The organism is Rugamonas violacea (assembly GCF_016461825.1).
GTDB lineage: Bacteria > Pseudomonadota > Gammaproteobacteria > Burkholderiales > Burkholderiaceae_D > Rugamonas.
This window is the reverse complement of record NZ_JAEMNU010000037.1, coordinates 222,783-241,763: the sequence shown is the minus strand read 5'-3', so window position 1 is coordinate 241,763 and position 18,981 is coordinate 222,783. Positions and strand designations below refer to the sequence as shown.

The window sequence follows — 18,981 nt, the reverse complement described above, 5'->3', positions numbered from 1 at the left end:
TTGCATTTTATCGGGTGGAGAGGCGCTCGGCGACTATCTTCGGTGTAATAAACACCAGAAGTTCGGTCTTGTCGTTGGTTCTACTGTTGTTCCTGAACAAATAACCCAGCACCGGCACGTCGCCCAGCAGCGGCACCTTGCTGACGGAGTTGCGCTCGATCTGTTGATAGATGCCGCCAAGCACCACCGTGCCGCCGTTCTCGACCATCACCTGGGTCTTGACGTGCTTGGTGTCGATGGCAAAGCCGGCGCGGGTTTCCTGGCCGACGCTGTCCTTGTTGACGTCGACGTCAAGCACGACGTTGCCGTCCGGCGTGATCTGCGGCGTCACCTCCAGCCGCAAGTTGGCCTTGCGGAACACGATCGAGGTGGCGCCGCTGCTGGTGGCCACCTGGTAGGGCAGCTCGATGCCCTGCTCGATCAGGGCGATCGCCTTGTCGGCCGTGATCACCCGGGGGCTGGAGATGATCTTGCCGGTGCCGTCGGCCTCCAGCGCCGACAACTCCAGGTTGAGGAAGCGGTTGGCCACCGAGGAGAACAGGCTGATCGCCAGGCTGCCGGCGGCGGCGCCGTTGATCGGCGCGGCCGGCAGGTTGACGAACTGGGTGTTGTTGTAGCTGGCGTCGGTCGGCTTGATCTGGCCCGTCGTCTCGCCGACGCCGGTCAGGTTGCCGCCGATGCCGATGCGGGTGTTGCCGTTGCCCAACTGATAGCCGCTGTCGCCGCCGCGGATGGTGCGCAGGTCGGCGAAGCCCAGCTTGGCGCCCAGGTTGCGCGTGAACGAGTCGCTCGCCTCGACGATGCGGGCCTCGATCAGCACCTGCTTGGAGGCGATGTCGGTCTTGGCGATCAGCTTGCGGATGTCCTCGATCTTCGCCGCGATGTCGGTGACGAACAGCTGGTTGGTGCGCGGCTCGATGATGGCGCTGCCGCGCTTGGACAGCACGCGGTTCTTGGAATCGGCGCCGCCGCCCTCGAGGCCGAAGACGGTCTTGAAGGCGTCGGCTTTCTGGTAATTGAGCTGGAAGATCTCCGACTTGAGCGGCTCCAGGTCGGCGATCTGGGCGCGCTGCTCAAGCTCCAGCTTCTCCTTGGTCAGCAGCTCCTCCTTGGGGGCGATCCACAACACCGAGCCGTTCTTGCGCATGTCCAGGCCCTTGGCCTGCAGCACCACGTCGAGCGCCTGGTCCCACGGCACCTCCTTCAGCCGCAGGGTCAGGTTGCCGGCCACGCTGTCGCTGGTGATGATGTTCAGGCCGGAGATGTCGGCGATGGCCTGCAACGCGGCGCGCACTTCGACGTTCTGGAAGTTGAACGACAGTTTCTCGCCGCGATAACCCTGGGTGCCCTGGGTCAGCTTGTTGGGGTCTTCCTTGATCGGCTTGATGTCGATCACGAGTTGGGTGTCGCTCTGGTAGACGCTCTGCTCCCACAGACCCTTGGCCTCGACCGTCATGCGCGTGTTGTCGCCCTGCGGCACGGTGGTGATCTGGCTCACCGGCGTGCCGAAATCGCGCACGTCGAGGCGCCGCCGCAGCGTTTCCGGCAAGCCCGTCTTGAGGAAGTCGACCACCACGCCGGCGGCCACCTGGCGCACGTCGACCGCCACCTGGCTGTTGGGCAGGTCGACCACGATGCGGCCCTCGCCGTTGCTGCCACGGCGGAAATCCATATCCCGCAGCAACTGCCGCGCCGGCGCCGGCGCATTTGGCGCATTGGCCCCATTGGCCCCATTGGCCGCCACATTGCTGACCGCGTTGACCGCTGCCTGGGCCGATGCCTGGGCCGATGCCTGGCTCGATGCCGGGGCCGAGACGGGGAGCGGGGCCGCAGCGGCGGCGGCGGCCAGCGGCTTGGGCACCACCGGCATGCCGCTGGCGTCGACCGCCTGGGCCAGGCCGCCCGAGCCGTCGATGGTCAGGATGACGGCGCGGCCGTCGATCGCCGTGGCGTAGTTCAGGCTGCGCTTGAGGTTGAACACCAGGCGCGAGCGTTCGCCGGCCTGCACCACGTTGACGCTGCGCAGTTCGCCCAGCGCCAGATCCAGGGTGTTCTTGCCGGTGGCGTTGACGGTGGCGCCGAAGTCGAGCGCGATGCGCGGCGGATTGGTGATGGCGAAGCCGATCGGCAGCCGCAACGGCGCCTCCTTCAGCGTGATCTTGACGATCACGTTCGAGCCCTGCTGGTTGGCGCTGATCGTCTCGATGGCGTTGCCCGCCGCGCTGGCGGCCGCGCCGGTGCCCGGGTTTGCGCCGGGGGGCTGGGCTTGGGCCGGGCCGTTCATCGCCAGCCAGCCCAGCGCGACCAGCAGCGGCAGGCTCAGGCCGGCGCGGAGTGCGGCCGGCCACGTCGACGCCGGCGCCGACCGGCGCCGTGCGATCCTCAGTGCCTTGTTCATTTTCCGCCCTCCTTACTCTCCTGCAACTCCAGCCGGGATATGCGTTCGACCCAGTCGCCGGTCGCATCCTGTACGATTTCCTTGATGGTCACGGCGCCCTCGGAGACGCCGCTGACCAGGCCGAAGTTCTGGCCCACGTGCTGGCCGCTGCGCACCTGGTGCAAGGCGCGGTCGACCTGCAGCAGCGCGTAGATCACGCCGCCCTTTTCGATGGTGCCGACCATCTTGACGGTGTCGAGCGGATAGCTCTCCAGCAACTCCTTGCGCCGCTCGGTGTCCGGTTTGATGCCGCCGCCCCGGTTGGCCGACTTGGCCAGCTCGGTCAACAGCTTGTTCGGGTTGAACGGGTCGACCGCCTCGCTCGAGGCATAGGCAAAGGGGATGAAGGTCTTCGGCGCGCTCAGCGGCGCGACGTGCACCTGGGCCTGGCTGTCGACCTGTTTCATCCACTGGCGCACCTCCTGCACGTCGCTGTCGCTGCAGCCGGCCAGCGCCAGCAGCGCGGCGGCCAGCCCCAGGACGGCGCGGCCCGGCACGGTCCGGCCCGGCACTGCCCGGCCCGGACCGGCGCGGCCTGGCGTGGCCCGGCGCATGCCGGCACGCTCGGCGGACGCGGCGATGGCGCGGGAACGGCGCGGCGTGAGCGGTGTCATGATTTTTTCTTCTCCGCCTTTTTCTTGTCGGCCAGGGCCTTGCGCTGGGCGCTGACCTCCTCCGGATCGAGGTAGCGGAAGGTCTTGGCGACGGCGTCCAGGGTCAGCACACCGTCCTTGCCGGTGCTCAGGCTCATATTGTTGAGCGTGACGATGCGCGGCAGGTTGGCCATGTCGCCGGCGAAGGCGCCGATGTCGTGATAGCTGCCGCTGACTTTGATGTCGATCGGCAACTCGGCGTAGTAGTCGCGCACCACCACCTGGCCCGGCTTGAACAACTCGAACTGCAGGCCGCGCCCCAACCCGGCCTGGTTGATGTCGGACAGCAACGCGGCCATCTCGGCCTTGCTCGGCAACTGCTTCTGCAGCCGCTCGACGTACTGGTCGACCTGCAATTTTTGCAAGCGCAGCGCCTCCAGGTTGACCGCCTGGTTGGTTTTGAAGGTGTACTCGTCGCGCAGCTTGAGCTCGGCCTGGGCGGCCGCCTCCTGCTCCTCGAACTGGCCGCTCCAATAGGCGAAATATCCCAGCGCGATCACCGCCGCCATCACGCCGATGCCGCACAGCAGGCGCGGCGCCAGCGGCCACTGGCCGGGATGGCGTTCGCCCAGGCCGCGAAACTGTTGCGCCAGCGCTGTGCCCAGGACTTTCAGGTCGGCCATCTCGGCTCCCGTGCTCAGGACGCGGCCGGCGGCAGGCCGGGCGCTGGGGACGGCACGGCCTTGCCGGCCGCCCCGGGTTGCTCTGGCTTGGCGGATTTCTCCGGCTTGTCCTTGTCGCGCGGCCGCTTGATGTTCACCGTCAGGTTGAACTCGACCACCTTCTTGGCGCTCTTGCCCTGCCCCAGGCCGGTCGAGCGCACCTCGACCAGGTCGGGCCGCTCCAGCCACGGCGAGGCGCCGGCCAGGTTGCGCAGCAGCTCGGAGACCCGCTCCTGCGACTGGGCGTAACCGCCGACGCCGATCTTCTGGCCCTCCTGCTTGAAGGCCTTCAGGTAGACCCCGGCCGGGGTCTGCTTGACCAACTCGTCCATCAGATACACCGGCTGGTTGCGGTCGCCCTGCAAATCCTCGACGGCCTGCTGGCGCGCCTTCAGCGCCTCGATCTCCTGCTTCAGCGTGGCGATCTCGGCGATCTTCTTGTCGAGCACCACGATGGCGCTCTTGATGACCTGGTTGCGCTCGTTCTGGATCGACATGCGGCGCGCGTTGTAACCGCCCACCAGCAGCACCACGGCGGCGCCGGCGATGGCGCCCAGGGCCAGCAGGGCGAAGAAGGCGGCCTTCTTTTGCTTGCGCCGCTCCTCGCGGTGCGGCAGCAGGTTGATTTTGATCATCAGCCGAACCTCCGCAGCGCCAGGCCGCAGGCCACCAGATACGCCGCCGCCTCGCCGCGCAACTGGTGCTCGCGCACCGCCGGCCCCAGCTCCATGCCGGCGAACGGCGCCACCACGCTGGCGGCGATCTTGCTGCGGCCGGCGATCAACTCGGCCAGGCCGGGGATCAGCGCGCAGCCGCCGGCCAGGAACAGCTGGTCGACCTTGGTGTAGGGCGTCGAGGTGAAGAAGAACTGGATCGCCCGCGTCACCTCCAGCGCGGCGCTCTCGAGGAAGGGCTGCAGCAGCTCGGCGGTGTAGTTGTCCGGCAAGTCGCCCGACTTCTTGCGCGCCTCGGCCTCGTCGAAGGCCATGCCGTAGGCGCGCACGATGTCCTGCGTCAGGTTGTTGCCGCCGAAGGCCTGCTCGCGCTCGTAGATGGTGGCGCCGTCGAGCAGGATCGAGATGTGGGTGACCTGGGCGCCGATCTGGAACAGCGCCAGCACCTGGCCGGCGCCGCCCTTCACCTGGTCGGCGACGCGGGCCAGCGCGGCGCGCGCGGCGTAGGACTCGATGTCCATCACGCTGGCCTTCAAGCCGGAGGCCTCGGCGATGGCGACGCGGTCCTCGACCTTCTCGCGGCGCGAGGCGGCCAGCATCACCTCGATGTCCTCGGGCGAGCTGGCGGCCGGGCCGATGACGTCGAAGTCCAGGCTGACCTCGTCGAGCGCGAAGGGGATGTACTGGCTGGCCTCGGACTCGACCTGCACCTCCAACTGGTCCTCCGACATGCCGGCCGGCAAAATGATCTTCTTGGTGATGACCGAGGCCGGCGGCATGCCCAGCGCCACCAGCCGGGCCCGGCTGCCGCTCTTTTTCCACAGCCGGCGCACGGCGTCGACCACCTGGTCCATGTTCTCGATGTTGCCGTCGACCACGGCGCCGCGCGGCAGCAGTTCGACGGCGTAGCGTTCCAGCCGCAGCGCCTCCTTGCCGCTCTGCGCCAGCTCGACCAGGCGCACGCAGGAGGTGCTGATGTCGATGCCGATCAATGGCGCGTTGCCCTGGCCAAACAAGGCCTTCAGGTCGAGCATCATGCGCACGCCCCGCGGCACCGTAACGGCGCCGCGTCGGCAGCGACCTGGCCAAGCCGCCGGATAGGCATTCGCACTCTGTGCATGGAGGACCCGTTAGAAAAACTGCGTGGAAAACGCGTATCTAAAACGTATCTGAGACCAAACTGAGACCAAACCGAGACCGGACTGTGAACGAACCGCGCAGCAACCGTGGCGGCAATCGGTGCCAATCGGCGCCAACGCGGCGGCGCCGTGCTGGCCTGCGCGGCAACATTGCAAGCGCGTCCGGGGGCTTTCCCCCGCGTTACTTGAGACACTACATTAAATCCAAGCAATAAGAGTGTAAAGGTATTTCTATTGCGCACGATTGAGCGTGTGTGCGCGTTTCGCCACACTCTGGCGGCGCCGGCCGGCGGCGGGGTGGCCGCTTCGACAAGGGCGTTGTTTTATTGCTAGCAGGGAAATTCCCATGCCGTCCGGCGCTGCGCGCCGCCGCCCCATAGGCTCGCTTATAATGAATCGGATAACGATAACGTTCACGCCAGTGAAAGATTGCCCAACCAAATGACCAGCACCCCTCCACAAGCCCCCGTCCCCCCGCAGGGCGCCCAGCCCGGCGCCAAACCCAAACGCTTCCTGCTGATGGCCATGCTGTCGATGCTCGGCCTGGCCCTGGTCGGCGTGCTGCTGGTGGTGTTCGGCCTGGCCCTGGCCTACCCCAACCTGCCCGACCTCGACACCTTGACCGACTACCGGCCGAAGATGCCGCTGCGCATCTTCTCGGCCGACAACGTGCTGATCGGCGAGTTCGGCGAGGAACGCCGCAACCTGGTGCGCATCAAGGACATCCCCGACGTGATGAAGAAGGCCGTGCTGGCCATCGAGGACGACCGCTTCTACGAGCACGGCGGCGTCGACTACCTGGGCATCCTGCGCGCCACCCTGCACAACGCCACCGGCGGCGCCAAGCAGGGCGCCTCGACCATCACCCAACAGGTGGCGCGCAACTTCTTCCTGTCCAGCGAGCAAACGCTCAAGCGCAAGGCCTACGAGGTGCTGCTGGCCTGGAAGATCGAGCAGAAGCTGAGCAAGGACCAGATCCTCGAGGTCTACATGAACCAGATCTACCTGGGCCAGCGCGCCTATGGTTTCTCGTCGGCCGCGCAGATCTATTTCGGCAAGAACCTGAAGGACATCAGCGTCGCCGAGGCGGCCATGCTGGCCGGCCTGCCGAAGGCGCCGTCGGCCTACAACCCGGTGGTCAATCCGAAGCGCGCCCGCACCCGCCAGCAATACATCCTGCTGCGCATGCAGCAGCTCGGCTACATCAGCGACAAGCAGTTCGAGGAGGCCCGCGCCGAGCAGCTCAAGGTCAAGACCGACAGCAGCGAGTTCGGCGTGCACGCCGAGTACGTCGCCGAGATGGCGCGCCAGCTGGTCTACGAGCAGTTCAAGGAGGACACCTACACCCGCGGCCTGAACGTCTTCACCACCATCACCAAGGCCGACCAGGACGCCGCCTACCTGGCGCTGCGCCGTGGCGTGATGGACTACGAGAAGCGCCACGCCTATCGCGGCCCGGAGGCCTACATCGACATCCCGCAGCGCAAGGAGGACGCCGACGACGCCATCGAGACCGAGCTGGCCGACCACCCGGACAGCGACGACATCGTCGCCGCCATGGTGCTGCAGGCGACGCCGCAGAAGATCAGCGCCGTCACCGCCTCGGGCGAGGAGATCGCCATCAGCGGCGCCGGGCTGGAGATGGGCCGCTCCTGGCTGTCCGACAAGGCGGCGCCGAACAAGCGCATCCGCCGCGGCGCGGTGATCCGCGTCATGCAGGAGGGCAAGGACTGGCTGGTCACCCAGATGCCGGAGATCGAATCGGCCTTCGTCGCCGCCAGCACCACCGACGGCGCCATCCGCGCCATGGTCGGCGGCTTCGACTACAACCGCAGCAAGTTCAACCACGTGACCCAGGCCTGGCGCCAGCCGGGTTCCTCGTTCAAGCCCTTCATCTACTCGGCCTCGCTGGAGCGCGGCCTGTCGCCGGCCACCATCATCAACGACGCGCCGATCTCCTTCGACGCCGGGCAGACCGGCGGCCAGGCCTGGGAGCCGAAGAACTACGACAACAAGTACGAGGGGCCGATGAGCATGCGGCGCGGCCTGACCAAGTCGAAGAACATGATCTCGATCCGCATCCTGCACAAGATCGGCGCCAAGTACGGCCAGGAATACGCCACCCGCTTCGGCTTCGACGCCGAGAAGAACCCGCCCTACCTGACCCTGGCGCTGGGCGCCGGCAACGTCACGCCGCTGCAGATGGCCGGCGCCTACGCCGTGTTCGCCAACGGCGGCTACAAGGTCAACCCCTACCTGATCGCCAAGGTCACCGACGCCGACGGCAAGATCCTGTCGCAGGCCGCGCCCGACCAGGCCGGCGACGAGAAAAACCGCGTCATCGACGAGCGCAACGCCTACCTGATGGATTCGATGTTGAAGGACGTGGTGCGCTTCGGCACGGCGACCAAGGCGCTGGTGCTCAAGCGGCCCGACATCTCGGGCAAGACCGGCACCACCAACGATTCGATCGACGCCTGGTTCGCCGGCTACCAGAGCAAGCTGGTGGGCATCGCCTGGATCGGCTACGACCAGCCGAAGAACCTGGGCAACCGCGAGACCGGCGGCGGCCTGGCCCTGCCGATCTGGATCAGCTACATGCAGAAGGCGCTGAAGAACATCCCGATCGAGGAGCGCGTCGTGCCCGACGGCTTGGTGCTGGTCGGCGACGATTACTACTACGCCGAGAATCCGCCCGGCAGCGGCGTGCACAGCCTCGAAGGCGGCAGCCACGGCACGCCGGCCGAGGAAAAGGCCAAGGACGCCGTCAAGAACGAGCTGTTCTAGGGCCGGCGGCGGGCCGGACATTCGCGCCAGCCGCCGTCGTTCCCGCGCAGGCGGGAATCCATGCCCCGCATGAGTTCCCCCTGCGCGACGGTGCGCCGACGCCGAACGACGAATCCGCTTATTCGTCCGCCCTTAAGCCAGCGCCACCGCCGCCCCGCCCTGCGCGCTGACCAGGGCCGACAGCGCGGCGAACAACTCCGAGCCGTCGCGCGTGTTGCGCCACACGCCGTCCTGCTGGCGGTAGTGGAAACCGCCGGACTTGGCCGCCACCCACAGCTCCCGCATCGCCGCCTGGCTGTTGACGATGATCTTGCTGCCGTTGTCGATGAACTCGATCTCCAGCACGTTGCCGCTGCGGCTGCACTCGACGTCGAGCAGGTCCTGATCGTTCAAACGGTCCAACGCGGCCTCGATCCGGCTGAGGGTGGCCTCGGCCTGCGCCAGAAATTCTGATTCGCCCATGCTACACTCCAATATCTCAAGTCAAACCAAGATTCTAATCGTGAAGTCCACACCTGCGCTGTTTATCGGCACCATCCTGTGCCTGTCCGCCTTGCTGAGCGGCTGCGGCCAACCCGGCCCGCTGTACCTGCCCAAGGCCCCCGCCAAGCCCGCCACGAGCGCCGAGCTTGGAAAAGCCGCCGCTGCGCCAGCGCCAGCGCCGGCCCCGCCTCCATCCACCGCCCCCCAACACTAAGTTCCCATGTCGCATTTCGCTTACCACAACGGCGTGCTGCACGCCGACGGCGCCGCCCTGAGCGCCATCGCCGAGCAGTTCGGCACGCCCACCTACGTCTACTCCAAGGCCGCCCTGCTGGAGAACTACGCCGCCTACGCCGACGCCTGCGCCGGCCGCGACGCGCTGGTCTGTTACGCCATGAAGGCCAACTCCAACCTGGCCATCCTCGACCTGCTGGCGCGCCAGGGCGCCGGCTTCGACATCGTCTCCGGCGGCGAGCTGCTGCGCGTGATCGCCGCCGGCGGCGACCCGCGCAAGGTGATCTTCTCCGGCGTCGGCAAGAGCGTCGACGAGATGCGCCTGGCGCTGGGCCACGACATCCTCTGCTTCAACGTCGAATCGATCCCCGAGCTGCACCGCCTCAACGACGTCGCCGGATCGATGGGCAAGACGGCGCGCGTCTCGCTGCGCGTCAACCCCAACGTCGACGCCAAGACCCACCCCTACATCGCCACCGGCCTGAAGGCCAGCAAGTTCGGCGTCGCCTTCGACGACGCGCTGGCCACCTACCGCGCCGCCGCCGCCCTGCCGCACCTGGAAGTGGCCGGCATCGACTGCCACATCGGCTCGCAGCTGCTCGACGACGCCCCGCTGCTCGAAGCGCTCGACCGCCTGATCGAACTGATCGACACGCTGGGCCGGGAAGGCATCGTGCTGCACCACCTCGACATCGGCGGCGGCATCGGCATCAGCTACGGCGAGGCCGGCGAGGACGCGCCGGTGCCGGTGGGCGACTACCTGGGCCGCCTGTTCAAACGCGTCGACGCCTGGCGCGCCGAGCGCCACCAAGGCCGGCCGATCAAGGTGATCTTCGAGCCGGGCCGCTCCATCGTCGGCAACACCGGCGTGCTGCTGACCAAGGTCGAGTTCATCAAGCACGGCGAGGAAAAAAACTTCTGCGTGGTCGACGCGGCGATGAACGACATGGCCCGCCCCGCCCTGTACCAGGCCTGGATGGATATGCAGCCGGTAGTCAAGTCGGACGCGCCGACGCTGAGCTACGACGTGGTCGGCCCGATCTGCGAGTCGGGCGACTGGCTGGCGCGCGACCGCGCGCTGGCGGTGCAAAGCGGCGACCTGCTGGTGATGCTGCAAGCCGGCGCCTACGGCATGACCATGGCGTCGAACTACAACACCCGTGGCCGCGCCGCCGAAGTCATCGTCGACGGCGAGCAATGCCACCTGGTGCGCCGGCGCGAAACCCCGGCCGAGCTGTTCGCGCTGGAAACGTTGATCAAATAAGAAGCCACGATGGCGGCGCCGGCCTGGCGCGGCGCCGGCCCCTGGCCCAAGCAAAAAAAGCCGATCGTTCACGCGATCGGCTTTTTCCATTTGGCGCGCCCGCGTCGCGGGTCCGGCATGTTACGCGACTGATTGCTACTGACCGCGCGGCCCCTTGTCGGCGCCTTTGTGGTCCTTCTGGCCGTCGTTCTTGTGGCGCCCCGCCACCTCCTTCGCCTCGGCCTCCTGCTTGTTCCTGTTCACTTCCTGCTGGGCCTGCTCGGCCTCGCGTTGCTGCAGTTCGCGCGGATCGCTGCTGTGCTTGCTCATGACGGGCTCCTCTTTAAATAGGAATCCCACTATACACCCGCCGCGATATGCGTCGCGTTCGCCACACAAACCAGCGGGGTCAGCGGGGTCAGTGCCGTCAAGTCCCGCAAACCCACAGGCGAAAATCTGGGGTCGGACCCGCCGGGTCCGACCCCGGCTCTCCGCCTTTGGGTGGTTTTTGCAACGGCGGGGCCAGCAACGGCGGGGTCAGTGCCGACATTCAGACACGGGCTCTGCCGCAAATTGTCCAAATAGCGGTCCTCTCGTGTCCTTATAGTCGGACACGCGTCCCGCTAAGTGCCGCAGCCGCCGCCGCAGGCCGCGCCGGCGCCCCGGCTCAGGGCCTGGGTTTCCTTCATCTTGCGGCGCCACCACAGCAGGCGCACACCCAGCAGCACGGCGACGATCAGGCCGAACAGGATGGGCTGGCTGAAGTTATGCTTGCCGGCCTTCATCCACCAGAAATGCAAAATGCCCAGCGGCGCGATCAGATACACCAGCCGGTGCAACCACTGCCACTGCTTGCCGCCCAGGCGGCGCACCATGGCGTTGCTGCTGGTGACGGCCAGCGGGATCAGCAGCACGAAGGCGGCGAAGCCGACCGTGATGAAGGGCCGCTTCAGCACGTCCCTCCACATCTCCCGCAGGTCGAAGAAATGGTCGAACCACAGGAAGGTGGTGAAGTGCAGCGCGGCGTAGAAGAACACGTACAGGCCCAGCATGCGGCGCAGCTTGATCAGCCAGTTCCATTTGCTGAGCTTGCGCAGCGGCGTCACCGCCAGGGTGATGCAAAGAAAGTACAAGGTCCAGTCGCCGGTGCCGCGCGTGATGAATTCAAGCGGCTCGACCAGCTGGCCGGTCAGCGTCAAATACACCATGCGGCCAAAGGGGACCAGCGCCAGCACGAACAGCAACGCGCGGAGCGCGCCGTACTGGCGCGGGGTGGGATGGAAAGCCATGGTCTTGGTCCAGCCTAGAAGAATTTTTTCAGGTCCATGCCGGAGTACAGCGAGGCGACGTCGCTATAGCCGTTGAACATCAAGGTCTTGCGCTTGCGCGCCAGGAAGCCGTCCTCGCCGATGCGCCGCTCGCTGGCCTGCGACCAGCGCGGGTGGTCGACCTCGGGATTGACGTTCGAATAGAAGCCGTACTCCGCCGGCGCCGCCTGGTTCCAGGCGGTGCGCGGCTGCTCCTTGACGAAGCGGATCTTGACGATCGACTTGGCCGACTTGAAACCGTATTTCCACGGCAGCACCATGCGCACCGGCGCGCCGTTCTGGTTCGGCAGGGTCTCGCCGTACATGCCCAGGGTCAGCAGCGCCAGCGGGTGGTTGGCCTCGTCGATGCGCAGGCCCTCGACGTAGGGCCAGTTCAGCACGCGGCTGCCGACACCCGGCATCTGCTTCTTGTCGGCCAGCGAGATGAATTCGACGTATTTGGCGTTGCCGGTCGGCTCGACCTTTTTGATGATCTCGGCGAAGGAGTAGCCGATCCACGGAATCACCATCGACCAGCCCTCGACGCAGCGCAGGCGGTAGACCCGCTCCTCCAGCGGCGCCAGCTTGAGCAACGCGTCCAGGTCCAGGGTCATCGGCTTCTTGACCTCGCCCTCGATGCTCACCGTCCAGGGGCGCGGCTTGAGCGTGCCGGCGTACTGGGCCGGGTCGCTCTTGTCGGTGCCGAACTCGTAGAAGTTGTTGTAGGTGGTGGCATCCTTGTAGGCGGTCTGCTTGTCCAGCGCCGAATAGGCGGGGTTGAGCTTGGCGGCCAGCTTGGGATTGAGGCCCTGGGCGAAGGCCTCGCGGCCGGCCATCTCGATCAGGCCGGCGCTGGCGGCGCCGCCGACGGCGAGCTGCCTGATGAAGCCGCGGCGCGACTCGAACACCGCGCGCGGGGTGATGTCGGACGGCAGTATCAGTCCATCGGAACGTTTGATCAACATGCTGACTCCAAAGAAAAAGGTGCAAGGTTCAGACTTGGTCTCACCAGAAGTCCAAACCTTACACCTTTCTTTTGCGGGCCGGGATGACAAGCCGATTACATTTTTCGCCCCGCCCGCCGCAATGCCCGCTTCGATGCCTAAGACAAGGTCCGCTGCGGCGTCTGCCGCCGCGTCCGCCGCCGCGTCCCTTTACAGCTTGCCGTAGGAGTGCAGACCCGACAGGAACATGTTGACGCCGAGGAAGGCGAAGGTGGTCACCAACAGGCCGACCAGGGCCCACCAGGCCGCCACGCGGCCGCGCAGGCCCGTCATCAGGCGCATGTGCAGCCAGGCGGCGTAGTTGAGCCAGACGATCAGCGCCCAGGTCTCCTTCGGGTCCCACGACCAGTAGCCGCCCCAGGCCTCGGCCGCCCACAGCGCGCCGAGGATGGTGGCGACGGTGAAGAAGGCGAAACCGACCGAAATGGCCTTGTACATGACGTCGTCGAGCACTTCCAGCGACGGCAGGCGGTCGGCCAGGTAGCCGCTCGACTTGAGCAGATACGCCGCCGCCACCATGGCCGACAGCGAGAAGGTGCCGTAGCCGATGAAGTTGGCCGGCACGTGGATCTTCATCCACCAGCTCTGCAACGCCGGCACCAGGGGCTGGATGTCGGCGGCGTCGCGGGTCACCGTGTACCACAGCAGGAAGCCGACCGCCGCCGAGATCACCAGCATCACGAAGGCGCCCAGCTGGCGGGTGTTGTAGCGTTGTTCGTAGTACAAGTAGAACATCGCCGTGATCAGCGAGAACAGGATGAACACTTCGTACAGGTTGGAAATGGGGATGTGGCCGACGTCGGCGCCGATCAGGTAGGACTCGTACCAGCGCACCATCATGCCGGTCAGGCCCAGCACCACGCCGGCCCAGCACAGCGCCGAGCCGACCGAGCTGCCGAACGGCGAACGCGACACCAGGCCGAGCAGGTAGAACAGGGTCGACAGGAAGAACATCGTGCCCATCCACAAGATCGCCGACTGGCTCGACAACATGTACTTGAGCAGGAATTTCTTGTTGGCCAGGTCGAGGTTGCCCTCGTACAGCGCGATGGCGTACAGCGCCAGCAGGGCCATCAGCGGGATCAGCCAGCGCACCGGCTTCCAGTGCCAGCCCAGCGCGGCGAAGGTGGGCGCGGCGGCCAGCAGGATGCCCTTCTCGTAGACGTCCATGTAGGCGCCGTAGCGGTTCAGCGCGAACAGCGACGCGGCCAGCAGGGCCAGCGCGTAGATCCAGTCGAGCGCCGTCAGGCGCTTGAAGTAGCCGGGCGCCTGGGTGTAGGTGGTTTGGGTTTGTGACAATTCCATCATTTTTCTCCTGAGCGGCCCGCGCGCGGGCGGGCCGGCATCTTGCAGCTTACGCCGATTGCGGCAGTTTTTCTTTCAAACTGGTGAATTCGTGTTCAAAGTCCAGCGTCTTGCGCTGCGTGCTCATGGCCATCAGCGCCTCGCTGCCGGCGCCGTCGGCGCGCGGCTTGATCCACACCCAGACGCGGCGTTCGCGGATGTAGAACATGGCGAACACGCCCAGCACCAGGAACAGGCAGCCGGTGTAGACCACCACCTGGCCCGGCGACTTGGTGACCTGGAACACCGAAGCCTTGATCTCGGTGAAGTCGTCGAGCTGCAGGTAGACCGGGGCGCCGTAGAAGAAACTGTCCGACAGCGCGTTGGTGGCCAGGCGCAGGAAGCGGGCATGCGCCTCGTCGCCGGCCACCGGGGCCAGGCCGTCGCGCTCGCGCGCCGCCTGCCACAGGTCCCACAGGCTGCCGTTGAGGATCTTCATGAAGATGTCGGCGGCCTTCTCCTGCTCGGCCGCCGGCACCTTCTCGAGGAAGTGCGAGATGGCCAGGAAGCCGGCCTCCTTGTCGTCGCCGGCGAAGATGGCCAGGCTGCGGCTGGCCGACTCCTGCAACTGGCCGCGCAGCGTCTCGCCGCTGCTGGCCGGCATGGCGCGGCCGGCGTAGCGCTGCGCCGCCTCGGCGCGCAGCGCCGGGTCCTGCAGCGCGGCGCGCAGGCGCATCCATTCGCCGACGCCGTGGGCGTCGTCGGCCGGGATGCGCAGGAAGCTGAACGGGTCGCCCGGGTTGACGCGCATGCCGGCCAGGTACACCGTGGCGCCGTCGACCGTCACCGGCTGCATATAGTTCTGGTACTCGCGCGCCTGGCCGGTCTTGTCGCGCAACTTGTACTGCACGCTCGGGCCGACATTCTTCAAGTCCTTGTTGTGGGCGTTCTTGCCGGCCGAGCCGAGCCGCTTGTCCAGGCCGACGGCGAACTGCTCGTTCAAGCTCTGTCCCTTGGTGACGGCGCGGGCGTCCTGGTTGGCCAGGTTCTCCACGTTGAAGGGGCGGAAGCCGGTCCATTCGACGGTGTAGGTGGGCGTCATCGGCGTCGCGGCGCCGACCTCGCCGGCGATCTGGAACGACTCGCGCTGCTTGCCGCGCATCGGGAAGCCGGTCAGGCGCAGCTTGCTGCCGCCGTCCTCGAAGCTGGACTGGTAGATCGCCAGGCCGCGGTGGATCATCGGCTTGTTGACCTCGATGACGGCCTTGGTGGTCTTGCCGGTGTCGTGGTCGCGCACCACCACCTCGCTGGCGAACAGCTTGGGCATGCCGGTGCTGTAGAAGTCGATGTTGAACTTCTTCAGCTCGATGGTGAACGGCAGGTCCTGGATCAGCACGCCGTCGGCGCGCGGAATGATGGCGCTGCTGCTGGCCGAGCCCTCGGGGATCATGGTGTTGCCACGGAAGGTGGGGTTGCCCAGGCCGAGGCGGTGCTTGGCCGGAATGTCGGCGATGACGCCGCTGCCGGCGAAGGCCGTCTTGCCGAGGAACCATTCCTGCGCGCGGATCGGCATGTCCGAGTCGAGCAGGCCGCCGACGCAGATGATGACGATGGCCGAGTGGGCGAAGATGTAGCCGAACTTGTTGGCGGCGCCCTGCTTGGCGGCGACCAGGATGCCGTGCTCCTTCTCCACCACCTTGCTGCGGTAGCCGGCGTCGGCCAGGCGGTCGACGCTCTGCCTGGCCAGCGCCGGACCGGCCAGCGCGCTCTGCCAGTGCTGCTTGTGGTGGAAGTTGAGCAGCGACTGCTCGCGCACGTTCTCGCGCCAGCTGCGCATGTCGCGCAGCATCTTCGGCGTGTTGCGGATGATGCACAGCGAGGTCGACGCCACCAGGAAGCCCATGATGGTGAGGAACCACCAGGCCGAGTAGACGGCATACAGGCCCACTTTGCTGAACACCTCGAACCAGAACGGGCCGAACTGGTTGACATAGTTGGGCATCGGCTCGTTCTGCTTCATCACCGTGCCGATCATGGCGGCGATGGCGATCAGGGTCAGCAGGCTGATCGCGAAACGCATCGAGGACAACAATTCCACGGCTTCCGCCAGGCCGCGTCGGCGGGTCTTTAATTCTATTCCGGTGGTGCTGGGGCTACTCATGCGCGAGACAATCTTAAAGTGAGACGACTGGGGGACGAGGGTAAAACCGGCGCGGCTGCGGCAGCATAGCAACAAAAAGGGCAGCCCGCTTGCGCTGCTGCCCTTTCCACTTGCACGCCCGCCACCGCACCGGAGTGCGGTTGGTCCGGGGTTTATTTCAAGCCAGCGATGTAGTCGGAGACAGCCTTGATCTCATCGTCCGACATGCGGTTGGCGATGGTGGTCATTTGCGGGCTGTTGTGGCGGCCGCCGGCGCGGAACAGGGTCAGCTGGGCGCCGGTGTAGTCCTGGTGCTGGCCGGCCAGACGCGGGTATTGCACCGGCAGGCCGGCGCCGGAGGCGCCGTGACAGCTGGCGCAGGCCGGGATGTTTTTCTCGGCGATGCCGCCGCGGTAGATCTTCTTGCCGATCTGCACGGTGTCCTTGTTCTTCGCCGCGCCCGGTTTCTGCGCCTGCGTGCCGAGGTAGGCGGCGAGGTTCTTCTTCTCCGCGTCGGTCAGCATGGTGGCGAAGGTGCTCATCACCGGCTGGTTGCGCTCGGCGGTGGTGAAGTTCACCAGTTGCTTGTAGAGGTAGGATTCGTGCTGGCCGGCCAGTTTCGGATTGACGCTGATGCTCGAGTTGCCGGCGGCGCCGTGGCAGGAGACGCAGGCGGGCAGGCCGCGCGCCGTGTCGCCGTCGGCGTACAGGGCGGCGCCTTTGGCCGGGTCGGCCTTGGCGGCGGCGCTGGCGCCGTGGGCGGCTTCAGACGCCGAGGCGGCGGCCGAGACGGCCAGCAGAGTGACGAACAAGGATTTTACAAATGGTGAAAACGCACGATTCATTCAGACACCCTGAGACTAGTCAATAAAGTAGAGGTCGAACATTGCTCGCCTGCGGCAGCCGCAAAAGCATCAATTCGGCGCTGAAGCATCAAAAATATGCGTAGCAACAATTCGTAACCCCTTATTGTACAATAGCTTCCTGGCGTTTTCGCCCCCTTTTGTTGCAATATCTACCTATCCCATGTCCAAACTCTGGCAAGCCCGCTTCTTTACGACCGTCAACCAACTGCGCGACCTGCCCGATACCTCGGTGCCGGAAATCGCCTTTGCAGGTCGCTCCAACGCCGGTAAATCGACCGCCATCAACATCCTGTGCAACCAGAAAGGCTTGGCGTTCGCCTCCAAGACCCCGGGCCGCACCCAGCACATCAATTACTTCTCGATCGGCGGCGCGCACATCGCGCAACACCGCAAGGACGCCACCATCGTCGAGGAGATCGAGTGCCTGCTGGTCGACTTGCCGGGCTACGGCTACGCCGAGGTGTCCGGTTCGGCCAAGCTGCACTGGCAACGCCTGCTGGGCGACTACGTGCAGCGGCGCGACCAGCTGGCCGCGCTGATCCTGATCATGGACTCGCGCCGCCCGTTCACCGACCTGGACATCCAGATGCTCGAATGGTTCGCCCCCACCGGCAAGCCGATCCACTGCATCCTGACCAAGGTCGACAAGCTCAACCGCAACGAATCGGTCAACGTGCTGCGCCAGACCAAGGCCAAGCTCGACAGCTACGTCGACGAGGACGGCGTCGGCTTCCCCTTCACCGTGCAACTGTTCTCCGCCCTCAAGCGCATCGGCATCGAGGAGGCCAACGACAAGATCGTCGAACTGGCCGGCATCGGCGCCGGGGCGGCCAGCGCCCAGGTGGCGCTGATCGAGATGGAGGACGACGTCGAGCCGGAACAGGAACAGGAACAGGACGGCGCCGATACCCAAAAAGATATCGGTGGCGACAAGCCTTAAACTTTTTTAGTATTGGAATTTCCAGCGATGCACCCCCCCCACGTTTCCGCCCAATTCCCCGCCATCCGCATGCGTCGCATGCGGCGCGACCCGTTCTCGCGCGCACTGATGCGCGAAAACAACGTCAGCGCCGCCGACCTGATCTACCCGGTCTTCATCCTCGACGGCGTCAACCAGCGCGAGCCGGTGTTGTCGATGCCCGGCGTCGAGCGGCTGTCGGTGGACCTGTTGCTGAAGGTGGCGGAGGAATGCGTGGCGCTGGGCATCCCCGTGCTGGCCCTGTTCCCGGTGATCGACGCGGCCAAGAAGACGCCCGACGGCGTCGAGGCGACCAATCCCGACGGCCTGGTGCCGCGCGCCGTGCGCGCCCTGAAACAAGCCTTCCCCGAGCTGGGCATCCTGACCGACGTCGCGCTCGACCCGTACACCAGCCACGGCCAGGACGGCCTGATCGACGACAACGGCTACGTCATCAACGACATCACCACCGAGATGCTGGTGCGCCAGGCGCTGACCCAGGCCCGCGCCGGCGTCGACGTGGTGGCGCCGTCGGACATGATGGACGGGCGCATCGGCGCGGTGCGCGCGGCGCTGGAGGAGCACGGCCTGGTCCACACCCGCATCATGGCCTACTCGGCCAAGTACGCCTCGGCCTTCTACGGCCCGTTCCGCGACGCGGTCGGCTCGGCCAAGAACCTGGGCAAGGGCGACAAGAACACCTACCAGATGGACCCGGCCAACAGCGACGAGGCCCTGCGCGAGGTCGGCCTCGACCTGGCCGAGGGCGCCGACATGGTGATGGTCAAGCCCGGCATGCCGTATCTGGACATCGTCCGGCGCGTCAAGGACGAGTTCAAGGTGCCGACCTTCGCCTACCAGGTCAGCGGCGAGTACGCGATGCTCAAGGCGGCCGCGCAGAACGGCTGGCTGGACCACGACAAGGTGATGATGGAGGCGATGCTGTCGTTCAAGCGCGCCGGCGCCGACGCCGTGCTGAGCTACTTCGCGCTCGACGTGGCGCGCCTGCTCAAGGCGCGCGCCTAAGCGGTAGTCGCCGAGCCATCGGCGCCAGGCCAGCGGCGCCGGGCGGCGCCAGCGGCGGCGCAAACGACAAGGGCGAACCTTCGC

Annotated in this window: 17 protein-coding genes; 5 read left to right on the top strand and 12 right to left on the bottom strand. The window is 66.3% G+C overall.

Annotated features, from left to right (window positions below):
* Window positions 1–7 precede the first annotated feature (7 nt).
* The 5 genes from pilQ to H7U20_RS08720 all read right to left on the bottom strand — a co-directional run bounded on the left by pilQ (window position 8) and on the right by H7U20_RS08720 (window position 5,460).
* Window positions 8–2,284 (bottom strand): type IV pilus secretin PilQ family protein, encoded by a 2,277-nt coding sequence (gene pilQ, locus H7U20_RS08740; RefSeq protein ID WP_199758884.1) that lies wholly within the window; start codon window positions 2,282–2,284, stop codon window positions 8–10.
* Between the two features lie 110 nt (window positions 2,285–2,394).
* Window positions 2,395–3,051 carry a pilus assembly protein PilP gene (locus H7U20_RS08735; RefSeq protein WP_370593109.1) on the bottom strand — a complete coding sequence of 219 codons (657 nt, stop codon included), beginning with the start codon at window positions 3,049–3,051 and terminating at the stop codon, window positions 2,395–2,397.
* The gene (locus tag H7U20_RS08730; RefSeq protein ID WP_199519174.1) at window positions 3,048–3,713 is read right to left on the bottom strand and encodes a type IV pilus inner membrane component PilO; all 666 of its coding nucleotides are present in this window, start codon (window positions 3,711–3,713) and stop codon (window positions 3,048–3,050) included. The genes H7U20_RS08735 and H7U20_RS08730 overlap by 4 nt, the downstream gene beginning before the upstream one ends.
* A gap of 14 nt (window positions 3,714–3,727) precedes the next feature.
* Entirely contained in the window at window positions 3,728–4,387 is a 660-nt protein-coding gene (locus H7U20_RS08725) for a PilN domain-containing protein (RefSeq protein ID WP_199519173.1), read from the bottom strand.
* Window positions 4,387–5,460 (bottom strand): pilus assembly protein PilM, encoded by a 1,074-nt coding sequence (locus H7U20_RS08720; RefSeq protein WP_199758882.1) that lies wholly within the window; start codon window positions 5,458–5,460, stop codon window positions 4,387–4,389. Before H7U20_RS08720 ends, H7U20_RS08725 begins: the two co-directional genes overlap by 1 nt.
* A 546-nt stretch (window positions 5,461–6,006) precedes the next feature.
* Here H7U20_RS08720 and H7U20_RS08715 point away from each other — a divergent pair.
* Window positions 6,007–8,352, top strand: a complete 2,346-nt coding sequence (locus tag H7U20_RS08715; RefSeq protein WP_199519172.1) for a penicillin-binding protein 1A — start codon at window positions 6,007–6,009, stop codon at window positions 8,350–8,352.
* Window positions 8,353–8,484: 132 nt separating this feature from the next.
* Here the strand turns inward: H7U20_RS08715 and cyaY are convergent, their stop codons facing one another.
* The gene (cyaY, locus tag H7U20_RS08710) at window positions 8,485–8,814 is read right to left on the bottom strand and encodes an iron donor protein CyaY (protein ID WP_199519171.1); all 330 of its coding nucleotides are present in this window, start codon (window positions 8,812–8,814) and stop codon (window positions 8,485–8,487) included.
* Between cyaY and lptM the strand changes: the two genes are divergently transcribed.
* Both lptM and lysA read left to right on the top strand, forming a co-directional pair.
* Window positions 8,813–9,049, top strand: a complete 237-nt coding sequence (gene lptM / locus H7U20_RS30140) for an LPS translocon maturation chaperone LptM (protein ID WP_233410586.1) — start codon at window positions 8,813–8,815, stop codon at window positions 9,047–9,049. The genes cyaY and lptM overlap by 2 nt on opposite strands.
* Window positions 9,050–9,055: 6 nt before the next feature.
* The gene (gene lysA / locus H7U20_RS08705) at window positions 9,056–10,333 is read left to right on the top strand and encodes a diaminopimelate decarboxylase (RefSeq protein ID WP_199519170.1); all 1,278 of its coding nucleotides are present in this window, start codon (window positions 9,056–9,058) and stop codon (window positions 10,331–10,333) included.
* Window positions 10,334–10,468: 135 nt separating this feature from the next.
* Here lysA and H7U20_RS08700 read toward each other — a convergent pair whose 3' ends face one another.
* The 6 genes from H7U20_RS08700 to H7U20_RS08675 all read right to left on the bottom strand — a co-directional run bounded on the left by H7U20_RS08700 (window position 10,469) and on the right by H7U20_RS08675 (window position 16,892).
* Window positions 10,469–10,642 carry a hypothetical protein gene (locus H7U20_RS08700; protein WP_199519169.1) on the bottom strand — a complete coding sequence of 58 codons (174 nt, stop codon included), beginning with the start codon at window positions 10,640–10,642 and terminating at the stop codon, window positions 10,469–10,471.
* A 293-nt stretch (window positions 10,643–10,935) separates the two neighbouring features.
* Window positions 10,936–11,601 carry a protein-methionine-sulfoxide reductase heme-binding subunit MsrQ gene (locus tag H7U20_RS08695; RefSeq protein WP_199519168.1) on the bottom strand — a complete coding sequence of 222 codons (666 nt, stop codon included), beginning with the start codon at window positions 11,599–11,601 and terminating at the stop codon, window positions 10,936–10,938.
* Window positions 11,602–11,615: 14 nt separating this feature from the next.
* Complete coding sequence (gene msrP / locus H7U20_RS08690) at window positions 11,616–12,584, bottom strand: protein-methionine-sulfoxide reductase catalytic subunit MsrP (protein WP_199519167.1); 969 nt, start codon at window positions 12,582–12,584, stop codon at window positions 11,616–11,618.
* 189 nt (window positions 12,585–12,773) lie between these two features.
* Window positions 12,774–13,928, bottom strand: a complete 1,155-nt coding sequence (gene ccsB / locus H7U20_RS08685) for a c-type cytochrome biogenesis protein CcsB (protein WP_199758881.1) — start codon at window positions 13,926–13,928, stop codon at window positions 12,774–12,776.
* A gap of 49 nt (window positions 13,929–13,977) precedes the next feature.
* A complete protein-coding gene (locus tag H7U20_RS08680) occupies window positions 13,978–16,068 on the bottom strand; it encodes a cytochrome c biogenesis protein ResB (RefSeq protein WP_199519166.1) in 2,091 nt (696 codons plus the stop codon).
* Window positions 16,069–16,220: 152 nt separating this feature from the next.
* Window positions 16,221–16,892, bottom strand: coding sequence for a c-type cytochrome (locus H7U20_RS08675; protein ID WP_199519165.1), 672 nt, complete (start codon window positions 16,890–16,892; stop codon window positions 16,221–16,223).
* Window positions 16,893–17,073: 181 nt separating this feature from the next.
* On the opposite strand from H7U20_RS08675, the gene yihA reads away from it, so the two are divergent.
* Window positions 17,074–17,853: a ribosome biogenesis GTP-binding protein YihA/YsxC gene (gene yihA / locus H7U20_RS08670; RefSeq protein WP_199519164.1), complete on the top strand. Its 780-nt coding sequence runs from the start codon at window positions 17,074–17,076 to the stop codon at window positions 17,851–17,853.
* Between the two features lie 27 nt (window positions 17,854–17,880).
* On the top strand, window positions 17,881–18,897 hold the full coding sequence (gene hemB / locus H7U20_RS08665; protein WP_199519163.1) for a porphobilinogen synthase: 1,017 nt from the start codon (window positions 17,881–17,883) through the stop codon (window positions 18,895–18,897).
* Window positions 18,898–18,981 lie beyond the last annotated feature (84 nt).

Excerpts from the sequence above, each read along its gene's own strand:
- pilQ (WP_199758884.1), bottom strand. The coding sequence starts at position 2,284 with ATGAACGGCCCGGCCCAAGCCCAGCCCCCCGGCGCAAACCCGGGCACC.
- H7U20_RS08735 (WP_370593109.1), bottom strand. The coding sequence starts at position 3,051 with ATGACACCGCTCACGCCGCGCCGTTCCCGCGCCATCGCCGCGTCCGCC.
- H7U20_RS08730 (WP_199519174.1), bottom strand. The coding sequence starts at position 3,713 with ATGGCCGACCTGAAAGTCCTGGGCACAGCGCTGGCGCAACAGTTTCGC.
- H7U20_RS08725 (WP_199519173.1), bottom strand. The coding sequence starts at position 4,387 with ATGATCAAAATCAACCTGCTGCCGCACCGCGAGGAGCGGCGCAAGCAA.
- H7U20_RS08720 (WP_199758882.1), bottom strand. The coding sequence starts at position 5,460 with ATGCTCGACCTGAAGGCCTTGTTTGGCCAGGGCAACGCGCCATTGATC.
- H7U20_RS08715 (WP_199519172.1), top strand. The coding sequence starts at position 6,007 with ATGACCAGCACCCCTCCACAAGCCCCCGTCCCCCCGCAGGGCGCCCAG.
- lptM (WP_233410586.1), top strand. The coding sequence starts at position 8,813 with ATGCTACACTCCAATATCTCAAGTCAAACCAAGATTCTAATCGTGAAG.
- cyaY (WP_199519171.1), bottom strand. The coding sequence starts at position 8,814 with ATGGGCGAATCAGAATTTCTGGCGCAGGCCGAGGCCACCCTCAGCCGG.
- lysA (WP_199519170.1), top strand. The coding sequence starts at position 9,056 with ATGTCGCATTTCGCTTACCACAACGGCGTGCTGCACGCCGACGGCGCC.
- H7U20_RS08700 (WP_199519169.1), bottom strand. The coding sequence starts at position 10,642 with ATGAGCAAGCACAGCAGCGATCCGCGCGAACTGCAGCAACGCGAGGCC.
- H7U20_RS08695 (WP_199519168.1), bottom strand. The coding sequence starts at position 11,601 with ATGGCTTTCCATCCCACCCCGCGCCAGTACGGCGCGCTCCGCGCGTTG.
- msrP (WP_199519167.1), bottom strand. The coding sequence starts at position 12,584 with ATGTTGATCAAACGTTCCGATGGACTGATACTGCCGTCCGACATCACC.
- ccsB (WP_199758881.1), bottom strand. The coding sequence starts at position 13,928 with ATGGAATTGTCACAAACCCAAACCACCTACACCCAGGCGCCCGGCTAC.
- H7U20_RS08680 (WP_199519166.1), bottom strand. The coding sequence starts at position 16,068 with ATGAGTAGCCCCAGCACCACCGGAATAGAATTAAAGACCCGCCGACGC.
- H7U20_RS08675 (WP_199519165.1), bottom strand. The coding sequence starts at position 16,892 with ATGAATCGTGCGTTTTCACCATTTGTAAAATCCTTGTTCGTCACTCTG.
- yihA (WP_199519164.1), top strand. The coding sequence starts at position 17,074 with ATGTCCAAACTCTGGCAAGCCCGCTTCTTTACGACCGTCAACCAACTG.
- hemB (WP_199519163.1), top strand. The coding sequence starts at position 17,881 with ATGCACCCCCCCCACGTTTCCGCCCAATTCCCCGCCATCCGCATGCGT.